12 protein-coding genes and 1 pseudogene are annotated in these 13872 nt (G+C 69.1%); 2 read left to right on the top strand and 11 right to left on the bottom strand.

Annotation, left to right across the window (positions count from 1 at the left end):
• The 7 genes and pseudogenes from APZ21_RS17770 to APZ21_RS17800 form a co-directional block, all read right to left on the bottom strand.
• Nucleotides 1–315 (bottom strand): annotated as a pseudogene (locus APZ21_RS17770) (phosphoglycerate dehydrogenase); the annotation flags it as partial.
• Between the two features lie 758 nt (nt 316–1073).
• Nucleotides 1074–1280 (bottom strand): cold-shock protein, encoded by a 207-nt coding sequence (locus APZ21_RS17775; protein ID WP_054814459.1) that lies wholly within the window; start codon nt 1278–1280, stop codon nt 1074–1076.
• A 247-nt stretch (nt 1281–1527) separates the two neighbouring features.
• A complete protein-coding gene (locus APZ21_RS17780; RefSeq protein ID WP_054814460.1) occupies nt 1528–1731 on the bottom strand; it encodes a cold-shock protein in 204 nt (67 codons plus the stop codon).
• 188 nt (nt 1732–1919) lie between these two features.
• Nucleotides 1920–3752 (bottom strand): 3D-(3,5/4)-trihydroxycyclohexane-1,2-dione acylhydrolase (decyclizing), encoded by a 1833-nt coding sequence (gene iolD / locus APZ21_RS17785; RefSeq protein ID WP_054814461.1) that lies wholly within the window; start codon nt 3750–3752, stop codon nt 1920–1922.
• 25 nt (nt 3753–3777) lie between these two features.
• On the bottom strand, nt 3778–4659 hold the full coding sequence (gene iolB / locus APZ21_RS17790; RefSeq protein ID WP_054814462.1) for a 5-deoxy-glucuronate isomerase: 882 nt from the start codon (nt 4657–4659) through the stop codon (nt 3778–3780).
• Nucleotides 4656–5639, bottom strand: a complete 984-nt coding sequence (iolC, locus tag APZ21_RS17795; RefSeq protein WP_054814463.1) for a 5-dehydro-2-deoxygluconokinase — start codon at nt 5637–5639, stop codon at nt 4656–4658. The genes iolB and iolC overlap by 4 nt, the downstream gene beginning before the upstream one ends.
• Complete coding sequence (locus APZ21_RS17800; RefSeq protein WP_054814464.1) at nt 5636–6544, bottom strand: TIM barrel protein; 909 nt, start codon at nt 6542–6544, stop codon at nt 5636–5638. The genes iolC and APZ21_RS17800 overlap by 4 nt, the downstream gene beginning before the upstream one ends.
• Nucleotides 6545–6863: 319 nt before the next feature.
• Here APZ21_RS17800 and APZ21_RS17805 point away from each other — a divergent pair, with 319 nt between their 5' ends.
• On the top strand, nt 6864–7886 hold the full coding sequence (locus APZ21_RS17805) for a Gfo/Idh/MocA family protein (protein WP_156371153.1): 1023 nt from the start codon (nt 6864–6866) through the stop codon (nt 7884–7886).
• A gap of 64 nt (nt 7887–7950) precedes the next feature.
• Here APZ21_RS17805 and APZ21_RS17810 read toward each other — a convergent pair whose 3' ends face one another.
• From APZ21_RS17810 to APZ21_RS17825, 4 genes are all read right to left on the bottom strand, one after another.
• Entirely contained in the window at nt 7951–9108 is a 1158-nt protein-coding gene (locus APZ21_RS17810) for a DNA cytosine methyltransferase (protein WP_082393207.1), read from the bottom strand.
• 214 nt (nt 9109–9322) lie between these two features.
• On the bottom strand, nt 9323–10324 hold the full coding sequence (gene ilvC / locus APZ21_RS17815) for a ketol-acid reductoisomerase (protein ID WP_174553568.1): 1002 nt from the start codon (nt 10322–10324) through the stop codon (nt 9323–9325).
• 106 nt (nt 10325–10430) lie between these two features.
• Nucleotides 10431–10934 (bottom strand): acetolactate synthase small subunit, encoded by a 504-nt coding sequence (ilvN, locus tag APZ21_RS17820; protein ID WP_054814465.1) that lies wholly within the window; start codon nt 10932–10934, stop codon nt 10431–10433.
• Entirely contained in the window at nt 10931–12883 is a 1953-nt protein-coding gene (locus tag APZ21_RS17825; protein WP_054814466.1) for an acetolactate synthase large subunit, read from the bottom strand. The genes ilvN and APZ21_RS17825 overlap by 4 nt, the downstream gene beginning before the upstream one ends.
• A 360-nt stretch (nt 12884–13243) precedes the next feature.
• Between APZ21_RS17825 and APZ21_RS17830 the strand changes: the two genes are divergently transcribed.
• Nucleotides 13244–13783 (top strand): PH domain-containing protein, encoded by a 540-nt coding sequence (locus APZ21_RS17830; RefSeq protein WP_156371154.1) that lies wholly within the window; start codon nt 13244–13246, stop codon nt 13781–13783.
• The last annotated feature ends 89 nt before the right edge of the window (nt 13784–13872 follow it).

Here is a 13872-nt window from a genome sequence, read left to right on the forward strand (position 1 = left end):
CGCGGTGTGGATGTTCGAGGTTGGCGCGTTGACAACCATGACGCCGCGTTCGGTCGCGGCGGGCACGTCGACGTTGTCGAGGCCGACGCCCGCGCGGGCCACGATCTTGAGGTTCTTCCCGGCCTCGAGCACTTCGGCGTCCACCGTGGTGGCGGAGCGCACGAGCAGCGCGTCGGCCTCGGGGACCGCGGCGAGCAGCGCCGGGCGGTCGGGACCGTCGACCCACCGAACCTCGACTCCGTCACCGAGCGCGTCGACGGTCGACTGGGCGAGCTTGTCGGCGATCAGGACTACGGGACGGCCTGCTTGGCTCACTGTGGGGTACTCCTGGGGAGAGGTCGGCAATTACCGCCGACCAGCTTAGTCGGCGCGGTTTCGAAACCGTCTTCCCCCCGGTGGGCACCCGCCGTCAGTGCCGTGACGCGCGGATGGCCTCGCACCCGGGTACGAGGCCATCCGAAGTCGTCCGCCCTAGGCGGGCCGCCGATCAACGACCGAACGATCCCGTCCACAGGGTGTCGATGATGCCGTGCAGGGCGGCGCCCGCGGTGCTCAGCAGGCCGTTCAGCGCGGCGGAACCGGTGTCGATGATAACGGGGATCATAAGAATTCCTTCTCGTCGATAAATTGTGTCGACCGAACCGGCCGACACAGGGCACATCGGCGGGTCTTCGAATTCGGTTACGGAATTCCCCTGAAGAGTGATGCGGCACACATTATCGGATCGAGCGTCGCCCGAGACACCGGAATTAGGGGCTCGCGTATCGAATAAACATGCCTCTACCAGCAGATATGACCCGGTGTCGCACCGGTCGATCGGTCACGGCCGTCAATCGATCGAAATATTGGAAAACTCTGATGTTCAGCCTTGAATGCGGAGGTAGTCGGCATTTACGCCAGCGTTTCTAGCGATATTCGGACATCTGACGAACCTAGGTTGTGCCCCCGATAATCGGGGGTCGCGATCCGAAGTTATCGATCGGTGATAGGCGCGAACGGCGCCATCGGAGACGCGCCGGGGACAGCATCGGGCCGCCACGGCGACCCACACCGCGGCGGCCCGATGCCGCGCGTCAGCCGACGACGCGGACCTTAAGAGCCTCCGGTCCGGCCTTCACCTGACGCAGTTCGAACTGCACGCGCTGCCCCGCCGTGAGAGCCCGGAATCCGGAACCCTCTAGCTCCCGATAGTCGACGAAGACGTCGGCGCCCTCGCCGTCCTGTTCGATGAATCCGAAACCCTTCTCGGTGTCGAACCACTTCACCGTGCCGTGGACCATGCCTCGCGCTTCCTCCGTGCCCGCACCGCCGCCTGCCGCGACCCCGCCCGATCGAACAATGGTGGCATGGGCGCGAACTCGACGTCGAAGGGCACCGCCGACTGCGGGTTCCTGGAGGATGCGCGTGGCTCGGACGCGATCCGCCAGTTCCGGCGAGCGGGGCTGATCGGAAATGACAACGGCCCCCGCACCATGTGGTGCGGGGGCCGTCGAAGCCTGGTCGCGATCAGAGAACGCGGCCTAGCGATCAGAGGACGCGAACATCCTGGGCCTGCGGTCCCTTCTGACCCTGGCCGATCTCGAACTCCACGCGCTGTCCCTCGTCGAGGGAACGGAAACCTGCGCCGCTAACAGCCGAGTAGTGCACGAAGACGTCGGGACCTCCGCCGTCTTGCGCGATGAAGCCGAAGCCCTTCTCGCTGTTGAACCACTTCACAATGCCTTGAGCCATTTCATACTTTCTGTAGACGAGCCAGATTCTGACAACGGGATGTCCTGGTCTCGTAGATCAACGATGCCACGATTCGGTGAATTCCTCCACATCCGGTGGTGGTTACTGTGAGCTATCCCTCCTCCAGCACCGGATTTTGCGTGCGAACTCCCACCCCGACCGCCCGACGCGGCGGATTCCCGCCATCATCACCGTCGCAGCAGGCGCAGCTGCGCCGCCTTGCCCGCCTCCTGCTCGGACCGCCCACAAAGGTGTTGGGGCACACCGACTTCCCACCAGGCCCCGGTCTCGGTCCAGCCGTGCGCCGCGGTGCGCACGACGACCACCGACGGCCGGGACTCGGCGACCGCGGTGGCCCGCGCCCACGCGTAGCCGTCGCGGAATTCGTCGATTCCGGAAACCGTGACGGCCGCGCAACCCAATGCCCGCGCGTGGGCGGCGAAATCCACGCGCGGCGGCGCGGCGTGCACGGTCCGACAATCGGCGTAGAAATTGTTGAAAGGCGCGCCCCCCTGCCCCTGTTGCAGTCTCGCTATGACCGCGTAGCCGTCGTTGTCGCACACCACCGCGACGAAGCCGTGGCCCGCGAACGCCGCGGAGAACAGCTCCGAGTTCAGCATCAGATAGGAACCGTCGCCGAGCAGCGTGGTGACCACCCCGTCGGTGCGCGCCATCGCCGCACCCCAGGCGCCCGCCAACTCGTAGCCCATACAGGAGAATCCGTATTCGACGTCCATCGTGGGAGGACCGCCGGTGGCGCGCCAGCCGCCGACCAGTTCACCCGGCAGTCCGCCCGAGGCCGTCATGACGTAATCGTGCGGGCCGCTCGACTCATTGACCACGCCGACGACCTGCGCGTACGTCACCTCGGCCCGCGGCGCGCGGAGTTCGTCGACGCGCGCGTCCCAGTCCGCGCGCAGCCGCGCCGTCCGCGCGGTCCACTCGGGATCGGCGCGCCACCCGGACGGCGAGAGTTGCGGCAGGGTCACCGCGGCGTCGCCCACCACGGCCGTCGCGCCGTGCTTCACCGCGTCGAAGCGGGCGGTGTTGACGGTCACGATCGCGACATCGGGAGCGAAGACCGACCAGGACGCGGTGGTGAAATCCTGGAGGCGGGTGCCGACCGCGAGCACGGTGTCGGCCGCGCCCGCCAGCTCGTTCGCCGACGCGGAACCGGTGACTCCGAGCGGACCCGCGTACAGCCGGTGTCCGTGCGGTACCAGGGTGCGACCGGCGGTGGTCTCGGCGACCGGCATATCGTGCCGTTCGGCGAATTCCAGCGCGACGGCACCGGCATCGGCATACCGGACGCCACCGCCCAGGATCAGCAGCGGGCGACGCGAAGCGCGCAGGATCGCCGTGGCCGCGGCCAGTTCGCCCGTGTCGGCGCGCGGGCGGGGAACAAGATGACGCACCGGCGCGAATAGGTCATCGGGGAAGTCGAAGGTCTCGACCTGGACGTCCTGGGGCAGGGCGAGGGTCACCGGGCCGGTCGCGGCCGGATCGGTGAGCACGGCGGCGACCTGCGGCAGCGTCGCCATGAGCTGTTCCGGGCGGGTGATCCGGTCGAAATAGCGGCTCACCGGGCGAAGCACGTCATTGGCGGTGGCCGTCGCGTCGCCGAAGTGCTCGACCTGTTGCAGCACCGGATCGGGCGCGCGCCCGACGAAGGTGTCGCCCGGGAGCAGCAGCAGGGGCAGCCGGTTGGCGTGCGCGACACCCGCGGCAGTCGCCATATTCGTCGCGCCGGGTCCGATGGAGGAGGTCACCACCCCGACCTGCCTGCGGTGTACGGCCTTGGCGTAGCCGACCGCGGCCAGCGCCATGCCCTGTTCGGTGTGACCGCGCCAGACCGGCAGTTCCGCGCGCCGTTCGTGCAGTGCGGTGCCGAGTCCGAGGACGTTGCCGTGGCCGAAGATGGCGAATACGGCGGGGAACAGCGCGACCTCGCGCCCGTCCACGGTTTCCGAGCGCTGGGCGATCAGCCAGGCGACCAGGGCCTGCGCCGTCGTCAACCGCACGGCGCGCCCCCCTCGTGCGCGGCGTTCATCGCCGACCCCGGTGATCGGTGACCGGACACCGCGGATCCTTGGCGCGGCCGTCCCAGCTCGCGCGCACCCACGCGTGCGCCGGATCGTCGCAGAAGGCCATGGACCGCTCCCCCGGACCGGCGAGCACATTGAGGTAGTACATCGAATAGCCGGGCGCGGCGACGCACGGACCGTGGTAGCCGCGCGGGATGAGGAATACGTCGCCGTCGCGCACCGTGACGGTCTCGTCGAGTGTGCCGTCGGTGGTGTAGGTCCGGTGCAGACCGAAACCCTCGTCCGATGGCGTTATCGCGTCGCCGCCCGCGATGCGGAAGTAGTAGATCTCCTCGTTGACGACCTCGCAGGCGCTCAGCTCGTCGTGTTTGTGCGGCGGATACGAGGACCAGTTGCCGTCGGGAGTGAGGAGTTCGCAGGCGATGAGCCGGTCGGCGTGCTCCCAGACACCGGGCACGCCGAAATTGGTGACCTGGCGGGTGGCCTGCCCCGCGCCGCGCACCTCCACCGGAACCTCCTCGGCCGGACCGTACCTCGGCGCGAGCCTGCGCTCGCAGCGCGCCATGGGCAGTGCGGCGAGCAGTCCGCGCGCGCTGGACACGGTGACCTCGGCATCGCGCGGCACGTACGCGAAATCGCTGACCCTGGTGAAAACCGAATCCCGGCCGCGCAACGCGAAGCGCTCGCCGTCGACCTCGACCGTGCCCGATCCGGCCAACGGCAGCACGAACGCCTCGTACTCGCCGGTGCGCACGGTGCGCGAGCCGCCCGCGGGGGTGTCGAGCACCCGCAGTCCCGCATAGGACCACCCGGCCTCCGGCGCGGTCAGCACGACCGGATCCGCGCCAACCCGCAGCGAGCCCGCGCGCCGGTGCGGGTTCATCGGGCCCGCTCCCGGATCTCCGGGCGCATGGTCGCGGGATCGACGGCGAGCAACCGTTCGATCTGCTCACGGGTCGGCATGGCGTCGGCGCAGGCCAGCCGCCCGGCCACCAGCGCGCCCGCGGCATTGGCGTAGGCGGCCAGCCGCCGGGGCGGCCAGCCCGCGAGCAGTCCGTGCACCAGCGCGCCGCCGAATCCGTCGCCCGCTCCGAGCCCGCACACGACCTCGACCGGGTGCGCGGGCACCGTGCACCGTTCCTCGGCGGTGGCGATCAGGACACCGTCGGCCCCGCATTTGACCACCGCGAGGCGCACACCCGCGGCCAGCAGCCGGTCCGCGGCCGCCTCCGGGTCGGCGGTGCCGACGACCACGCGCATCTCCTCGCGATTGCCCACCACCACGCTCACCCACTCGATCAGCTCGGCGATCCGCGCGCGTGCGGTCGACTCCGCCGACCAGAACATGGGCCGGTAGTCCAGATCGAGGACGGTGTGATCGCGGCGGCCACGGCGGCGCAGGATCGCGCGCTGGGTCTCGCGCGCGGGTTCGACGCTCACGCCGGTGCCGGTGACCCACAGCAGCGGAACCGAATCCACGACATCCCATGGCACGTCCGCGGCGGTGAGCGTGAGATCCGGGGCGATGGGGGCGCGATAGAACAGCAGCGGCGGATCGGTGGGCGGAGTGAGCTCGCAGAAGACCACGGGGGTCAGTAGATTCGGCGCGGTGCCGACGTAACGCGCCGCGACGCCGAAGGTCTCGAGCGCCGTGCGCACGTAGTCGCCGAATCCGTCGGGGCCGACCTTGGTCAGTACCGCGCTGCGCCTGCCGAGCCGCGCCGCGGCCACCGCGACATTGGTGGCGGTGCCGCCGAGCGACTTCGCGAAACTCGCGACCTCGGCCAGCGGTACGCCGCTCTGCTGCGGATACAGATCGACCCCGACGCGTCCGACGGTCAGCACCTCCGGCTGGTCGTTCATGCTTGGACCCAGCTGCGGGTCGCGACGAGCAGGCGCGCGAGATGTTCGAGGCTGCGGGCCGCGGCACGGCTGGGTTCGCGGGCGGACTCGCCGGGGCGCAACGCGGTGTCCTGCTCGACGACGTACCAGCCGCCGTATCCGCTATCGCGCAGCGCCGTCAGCAGTGCGGCGATATCGATGTCGCCCGCGCCGAGAGGCGCGTACAGTCCCCGGCGCACGGCCTCGGTGTAGGTGATCGTGCCCGCGCCGACCTCCGCGAGCACCGCGGCGCGGACGTCCTTGAGGTGGACGTGGCCGACGCGGTCGGCGTAGCGGCGGACCGAGCGCACCGGATCGCCGCCACCCACGAGGATGTGGCCGGTGTCCAGGCACAGTTCCATCGGGGAGTCGGCGAGGAATCGCTCGATCTGACTTTCGGTTTCGATATGGGTGCCCACATGCGGATGCATCACCGTGCGCAGTCCGCGGTCGGCGGCGAGCTCGGCGATGGTGGCGGCGGTGGCGAGCAGGGTCCGCCATTCGGATTCCGACAGCGCCGCGCGCGCGTCGTAGCCCTCGGCCCCGGTGGCGGCGGCGAGTACCAGGACCTCCGCGCCCGCGGCGGCGTAACGGTCGATGGTGATCCGGGCGGTCTCGACGGCGGCGGCGGGGTCGGTGTGCAGGGCATGGGCGAGGAAGCCGCCGATACCCCTGATGCCGTAGCGGCCGAGCAGTGCGCGGATCTCGCCGGGATCGTGCGGCAGATACCCGGGCGGACCGAATTCGGTGGCGGTGATCCCGAGTGCGGCCATCTCCGCGAGCACGGTCGGCGCGTCGAGCACGGCGCCCCAGCCCGGCACCTCGCACACCCCCCACGAGATCGGCGCCGCGGCGATGCGCGGCGGCGGGTGGAGGGCTTCGCTCATCGGTCTCTCCGGCCTTCGAGGTGACGGTGCGCCCGTATCGGAGCGCTCCAACTATGTAACGGGGGCCATCGGGTGTCAAGGGTCGCACCATCGGCGGTTCACCCCCGTCTACCTGCGGAAACATCGTTCATGCTTGGTCGCGCGCCGGATTTCGAATGGGTGTTTCGACCGATCGGCGCCTCTGTTGATCCGTACTCGCCGAACTTGTAACCTCCGTCACGGCGAAGGTCACCGGGCCGAGAGCGGAGGCGGGATGGCGCGACCCACGTCCTTCGCGAATTCGCGCGCCGGACAATCGAATCCGCAGGAGGCTCATTCGATGACATCGGCTCGAACGGTCACTCTCGCCGTGGCGGGCACCGGCCGCATAGGCGCCACGCACGCCGCGACGCTGGCGTGCCTGCCACAGGTCGACCGGCTGCTGCTGACCGATGCCGACCCCGATCGCGCCGAATCCGTCGCCGCCGAACTCGGCGCGGAGGCGGTCGCGGATTTCGACGCCCTACTCGCGGCCGAACCGACCGGCGTCGTCGTCGCCACCCCCACCGATACCCATCCCGATCTGGTCCTGCGCGCCGTCGAGCGTGGAATTCCGGTGTTCTGCGAGAAGCCGCTGGCGGCCGATCTGGCGGGCACGCTGGCCGTGGTGAACAGACTGCGGGCATCGACCGTGCCGGTGCAGGTCGGATTCCAGCGCCGATTCGACGAGGGCTACCGGGCCGCGCGCGCCGCCGTCGACTCCGGCGAACTCGGTCGGCTGCACGCCCTGCGCGCCACCACGCTGGACCCGGCCCCGCCGCCCGCGGACTATCTCACCCGCTCGGGCGGACTCTTCCGCGACTGCGGCGTCCACGATTTCGATATCGTCGGCTGGGTCACCGGCCGCGCGATCGTCGAGGTGTACGCCCGTGGCCGCGGCGGTGATCCGATGTTCGCGGCCTGCGACGATGTCGACAGCGCCGCGGTGATCCTGACCCTCGACGACGACACCCTGGTCACGGTGTCGCTGACCCGCCACAACGGCGCGGGCTACGACGTCCGCCTCGAAGTGCTCGGCGCGCGGTCGAATATCGTCGTCGGCCTGGACGAGCGCACCCCGCTGCACTCCGCCGAACCCGGCCGCGACGGACCCGCCTTGCCCCCGTATCCGACCTTCCTCGACCGCTTCCATCGCGCCTACGTGGAGGAACTGATCGCCTTCGTGGCGGTCGCCACCGATGCCATGGCCAATCCGTGTACGCCCGACGCCGCGCTCGAGGCGTTCCGTGTCGCCGAGGCATGCGAGACATCGCGGCGGGAGCGACGGCCGGTCCTGGTCGCGGAGGTGGCGCCGCAGGCGTGACAGGCACGGCGGATCGACGCCGAATGTCCCGATCACCACGGGCGTTCGCAACGGGCGGAAGCCACTACGGTGTGGCCGACCAGTGCTCGGCGAATTGCGGGTCGCCTGCGAGAGGGTCGGACAGTCGCGCCCCCGGTCCGAGTAGCGCGTCCCGACATCCCTCGCGGTAGGTGTCCCACTTGCCCGATACCACGGCGTCGAGGGCGTGCGGATCGGGATCGCGGTCGAAGACGGCGCGCGCCAGTACCTGGACCGCGAGCCGGGGCGGGATGGCATTGCCGATCTGCTGGGCGATATCGCTGCCCGACCACGGATAGTCGGGCGGGAAGGTCTGGAGCCGTCCCGCGTCTCGGATGTCGAGGTGGCGGATGTAGTCGCCCCGCGCGGTCACCATGCGGTTGCGGGAGACCTTGCCGGTGACCGTGTAGGCGGGTTCGTCGTGGCGGCGACGGCCGCGCGCCTTGGGATCGCCGCCGGTGCCGTAGTTGGAGACGACGACGAATTCCCGGCCCGGAGCGAGCAGCGGTCCCTGCGGTCGCCAATCCGCCAGATCGGTGTCGCGCGCCGCGACCGCCGCGCCCGGCCGGAAGCTCCGGTGGGTGGCCCGGGGCAGTCGCGGCTGCCGACGCAGGTGGGCGATGAGGATCGCGCGCCTGCGGGTCTGCGGGACGCCGAACTGTTCGGTGCGCAGGATATCGGCGTGGAAGCGGTAGCCGCGCGCGGCCAGCACCGCGCCCACGCGCTGCCACACCGGGAGTACGGCGGGCACTTGTTCGAGCACGATCACCTCGTAGGGCCTGCCGTGCACATCCATGGCGTCCAGTGCCCAACGCAGCGGTTCGAGCACGAGTCCGGTGCGCTCGTCACGCAACTTCTTCAACTCGACCCGCACGGATCGATCGCCCGCGCCCATGCGCTCGACGAATCGCAGCACCTCGTCCAATGCCTGGCGCCCGACACCCGATCCGGCCACCGAGAACGTCTGACATGGCGGGCCGCCCGCGAGCACGGTGGCCTCCGGGAACAGTTCCGGGCCGAGATCGCGCACATCCGCGCGGATGGTCGACAGGTCGGCGGCGTCGCGGGTCGCGACGGCATTGTCGTCCCATTCGACGCCGGTGACCGGGATGCCGAGCCACCGCGCGGCGACATCGAGGCCGCCCGGGCCCGCGAACAGATCGATCATCCGGGCCGACGGCGCCGCCCCCGCATCCGACGACATGGTCGAAGATCATAACCGCCCGGGTTCGCGGACAGCGGTCGGACCTGCGGCGGCAGGGTGCGCCACGACCGCGATCCATGGGACCGCCACGGCCCGTGGCACAATCCGTGGCACTTCCACCTCCCGCACGGCCTGTTCGGCAGCAGCTAGCCGTCCGGCGAACGCCGATGGCCCGCTCCGAGTTCGGGCGGGCCATCGGTAATCACACCGCGAGTCAGGCGGTTTCGGTGATCGGGCGATCCACCCAGCTCATCAGGGCGCGCAGCTTAGCGCCGGTGACCTCGATGGGGTGCTCGGCGTTCTGCTTGCGCAGCGCCTCGAGCTCCTTGTTGCCGCCCTCGACATTGGCGACCAGCCGCTTGACGAAGCTGCCGTCCTGGATGTCCTTGAGGATGTCCTGCATGCGCTTCTTGGTGTCGGCGTCGATGACGCGCGGACCCGACAGGTAGCCACCGAACTCCGCGGTGTCGGACACCGAGTAGTTCATGCGCGCGATGCCGCCCTCGTACATGAGGTCGACGATCAGCTTCAGCTCGTGCAGCACCTCGAAGTAGGCCATCTCCGGGGCGTAACCGGCCTCGACCATGACCTCGAAACCGGTCTTGACCAGTTCCTCGGTGCCACCGCACAATACGGCCTGCTCACCGAACAGGTCGGTCTCGGTCTCCTCCTTGAAGGTGGTCTTGATGACGCCCGCGCGGGTGCCGCCGATCCCCTTGGCGTAGGACAGCGCCAGCGCCTGACCCTCGCCCTTCGGGTCTTGGTCGACGGCGATCAGGGCCGGGACGCCCTTGCCGTCGACGAACTGACGACGCACCAGGTGACCCGGGCCCTTCGGGGCGACCATGCCGATGGTGACATTGGCCGGGGGCTTGATCAGTCCGAAGTGGATGTTCAGACCGTGGCCGAAGAACAGCGCGTCGCCGTCCTTCAGATTCGGCTCGATGTCATTGGTGAAGATGGACGCCTGCGCGGTGTCGGGCGCCAGCACCATGATCACGTCGGCCCACTCCGACACCTCGGCCGGGGTGCCGACGGTCAGGCCCGCCTCCTCGGCCTTCGGACGCGACTTCGACCCCTCGGCCAGACCGACGCGTACCTCGACACCCGAGTCGCGCAGGCTCAGCGAATGCGCGTGGCCCTGGCTGCCGTAACCGATGACGGCGACCTTGCGGCCCTGGATGATCGACAGATCGGCGTCGTCGTCGTAGAACATCTCGACTGCCACAGTGGTTCCTTCCGGGGGATCATCCCCGCCGGCGGCGGGGAACACCGGACTCGGGTCCGGTGATTGTTTGTTGGGTTGTGTTGTGCCGTGGCCCTTATCGGGTCGCGGTGATGGACTTCGGTCCGCGTCCCACCGCGACGACGCCCGACTGGACGATCTCACGGATTCCGTACGGTTCGAGCATGCGCAGCAGCGCGTCGAGCTTGGACCGGGTGCCGGTGGCCTCGACGGTGAGCGCGTCCGGTGACACGTCGATGACCTTGGCCCGGAACAGGGTCACGGCCTCGATCACCTGGGTGCGCACGCTCGCGTCGGCGCGCACCTTCACCAGGATCAGCTCGCGGGCCACCGAGGCGTCGGCGTCCTGCTCCACGATCTTGATGACGTTCACCAGCTTGTTGAGCTGTTTGGTGACCTGCTCCAAAGGCAGGTCCTCCACGGTGACCACGATGGTCATCCGCGAGATTTCCGGCAGTTCGGTGCCGCCGACTGCCAGCGATTCGATATTGAAGCCACGCCGCGAGAACAGGCTCGCGACCCGCGCCAGCACGCCCGGCTTGTCCTCGACGAGAACGCTCAGCGTGTGGGTGGTGCTCATTCGTTCCCCCGGTTCTGTTCGGCGCCTGCCCGATCGGCGGCATGATCCCTGTTCTGTCCGAGCGCCTCGTGGATGACGGCGGGCTCGGCGGCCTGCTCGTCGTCATCGAACAGCGGACGGATGCCGCGCGCGGCCATGATCTCGTCGTTGCTGGTGCCCGCGGCGACCATCGGCCACACCTGTGCGTCCTTGCCGACGATGAAGTCGATCACCACGGGGCGGTCGTTGATGGACTGCGCCTCGCGGATCGCGGCCTCGACTTCCTGCTCCTTCTCCACGCGGATGCCGTAGCAGCCCAGCGCCTCGGCCAGTTTCACGAAATCGGGGATGCGAAGGGTGTGCGTGCCGAGATCGGTGTTGGAATAGCGCTGCTCGTAGAACAGGGTCTGCCACTGGCGGACCATGCCGAGATTGCCGTTGTTGATCAGCGCGACCTTGATCGGCACGCCCTCCACCGCGCAGGTGGCCAGTTCCTGGTTGGTCATCTGGAAGCAGCCGTCGCCGTCGACCGCCCACACTTCCCGCTCCGGCGCGCCCATCTTGGCGCCCATCGCGGCCGGTACGGCGTAGCCCATGGTGCCGAGACCGCCGGAATTGAGCCAGGTGCGCGGCTTCTCGTACTTGATGAACTGCGCGGCCCACATCTGGTGCTGGCCGACGCCCGCGCAGTAGATCGCGTCGGGTCCGGCGAGTCTGCCCAGCGCCTCGATGACGTACTCCGGCGACAGCGAGCCGTCGCTCGGGGCGGTCCAGCCAAGCGGGTAGCTGTCGCGGATGCCGCCGAGGTACTGCCACCAGGCGGTCAGGTCCAGCTTCGGCGATCCGGCCGGATCCGATTTGAGGGTCTCGATCAGCTCGATGATGACTTCGCGGCAGTCGCCCACGATCGGCACGTCCGCGTGGCGGTTCTTGCCGATCTCGGCGGGATCGATATCGGCGTGGATGACCTTGGCGTCGGGAGCGAAGGAATCCAGTTGACCGGTCACGCGGTCGTCGAAGCGGGCGCCGAGGGTGATGAGCAGATCCGCCTTCTGCAATGCCGCGACCGCGCCGACGGTGCCGTGCATGCCCGGCATGCCCATGTTGAGGTGGTGGCTGTCGGGGAAGGCGCCGCGCGCCATGAGCGTGGTGACCACCGGGATGCCGGTCAGCTCGGCCAGTTCCCGCAGTTCGGCCGAGGCGTCGGCCTTGATGACGCCGCCGCCGACGTAGAGCACCGGCTGCTTGGACTCGGCGATCATGCGGCCCGCCTCGCGCACCTGCTTGCCGTGCGGTTTGGTCACCGGACGGTAGCCGGGCAGACGCATCTCCGGCGGCCAGCTGAAGGTGGTCTGCCCCTGGAGCACGTCCTTGGGTATATCGACCAGCACCGCGCCGGGACGTCCCGAGGCGGCCAGGTAGAACGCCTCGGCCATGATGCGCGGGATGTCGACGCCCTCGGTGATGAGGAAGTTGTGCTTGGTCACCGGCATGGTGATGCCGGAGATGTCGGCCTCCTGGAAGGCGTCGGTGCCGATCAGGCTGCGACCGACCTGCCCGGTGATCGCCACGATCGGCACCGAGTCCATCTGGGCGTCGGCGATCGGGGTGACGAGGTTGGTGGCGCCGGGACCCGATGTCGCCATGCACACGCCGACCTTCCCGGTGGCCTGGGCGTATCCGGTGGCGGCGTGACCCGCGCCCTGTTCGTGGCGCACCAGCACGTGGCGCACCCGGGTCGAGTCGAAGAGCGGATCGTAGACCGGAAGGATCGCGCCGCCAGGAATGCCGAAGACCGTGTCGACGCCGAGCTCCTCGAGCGAACGGACTACCGACTGCGCGCCGGTGACCCGCTCGGGCGGTACCTGGCGGCGGGTAGCCGTCGTCGCATTCGCAGGGGCTGCCTGCTGATTCGCCGAAGGCGCGGGCCTGCGGGCCGATGGGCCGGGCCGTGCGGTTGGTGCACTCACCGTCTTCGTTCCTAACTGTTCGTACTAGACCCCGGACAACACTGTTGATGCGGCTTGTTCTGGGCGCTACGGGTGGAACCTATGCGACGCACCCGTGCGGACATTCGCCCGAACACAAAAAAGCCCCCGTCAGCGCATGGCTGATCGAGGGTGGCGCGTCGCAACGCGAGCTGACGTATTCGACTCAGGTAGTCAGGCTCAACGCTGGACGCGCCGGCCGAGTACGAGCAACTCGTTTCGATTCACGCGCACGACGTTAAGCGGGAGTGAACCGAAGAGTCAAACAGATGACTGCGTGCGTCCCATTATGTGGGACAGGCGGTTGCTTGTGTCCATTCACCAGGATGCGAGGATGGTTGTGTGTCATCACCGCATCAGTCCGTGCCACCGGCTAAATCGTCCCACACCCCGCCCGAGGGATCGGATACGGGTAGCTCGACGGCCGCCGAGCGGCCCGCGCCTGCCGCCAAGGTCATCCGCGTACCGCGCCTGGCCTTGCTCGGGGTGCTCGTGCTGCTGCTCGGGGTCTTCTTCTTCTTCGTAGGAGCGCCCGCCTTCCTGTGGGGGCTGCCGGTGCTTCCGCTGGGGGTAGCCGTATGGGTGCTGCGCACGCAGACCACCGTCTCGGCGAACGGACTCGACCTGCGGACCGTCTTCGGCTCACGCCACGTGGACTGGGAGCGGGTCAAGGGCTTGCGCATCCCCAAGCGCGGCTTCGTGCGGGTACACCTCGACGACGATTCGGAACTCACCCTGCCCGCGGTGAGCTACGACCGACTGCGCGATCTGATCACCGCATCCCACGGCCGTATCCCGGACCCGTTCGCCGCCGCCGAGCAGGCCGAGGACCGCGCTCGTCGGGCCGCCGAGGAGACCGACGAAGAGCAGCGGCGGGACTGATCACCGGCACGCCCCGTGATCGCGTCCTCCCACGGGCCGGGCGCGGATAGAGTCGACACGACTCCGCGGACAGGTGCGCGAATCCCGGT

It is taken from the genome of Nocardia arizonensis (genome assembly GCF_001310275.1).
Classification (GTDB): domain Bacteria; phylum Actinomycetota; class Actinomycetes; order Mycobacteriales; family Mycobacteriaceae; genus Nocardia; species Nocardia arizonensis.

Excerpts from the sequence above, each read along its gene's own strand:
- APZ21_RS17775 (WP_054814459.1), bottom strand. The coding sequence starts at position 1,280 with ATGGTCCACGGCACGGTGAAGTGGTTCGACACCGAGAAGGGTTTCGGA.
- ilvC (WP_174553568.1), bottom strand. The coding sequence starts at position 10,324 with ATGTTCTACGACGACGACGCCGATCTGTCGATCATCCAGGGCCGCAAG.
- iolB (WP_054814462.1), bottom strand. The coding sequence starts at position 4,659 with ATGAACCCGCACCGGCGCGCGGGCTCGCTGCGGGTTGGCGCGGATCCG.
- ilvN (WP_054814465.1), bottom strand. The coding sequence starts at position 10,934 with ATGAGCACCACCCACACGCTGAGCGTTCTCGTCGAGGACAAGCCGGGC.
- APZ21_RS17780 (WP_054814460.1), bottom strand. The coding sequence starts at position 1,731 with ATGGCTCAAGGCATTGTGAAGTGGTTCAACAGCGAGAAGGGCTTCGGC.
- APZ21_RS17810 (WP_082393207.1), bottom strand. The coding sequence starts at position 9,108 with ATGTCGTCGGATGCGGGGGCGGCGCCGTCGGCCCGGATGATCGATCTG.
- APZ21_RS17800 (WP_054814464.1), bottom strand. The coding sequence starts at position 6,544 with ATGAGCGAAGCCCTCCACCCGCCGCCGCGCATCGCCGCGGCGCCGATC.
- iolC (WP_054814463.1), bottom strand. The coding sequence starts at position 5,639 with ATGAACGACCAGCCGGAGGTGCTGACCGTCGGACGCGTCGGGGTCGAT.
- APZ21_RS17805 (WP_156371153.1), top strand. The coding sequence starts at position 6,864 with ATGACATCGGCTCGAACGGTCACTCTCGCCGTGGCGGGCACCGGCCGC.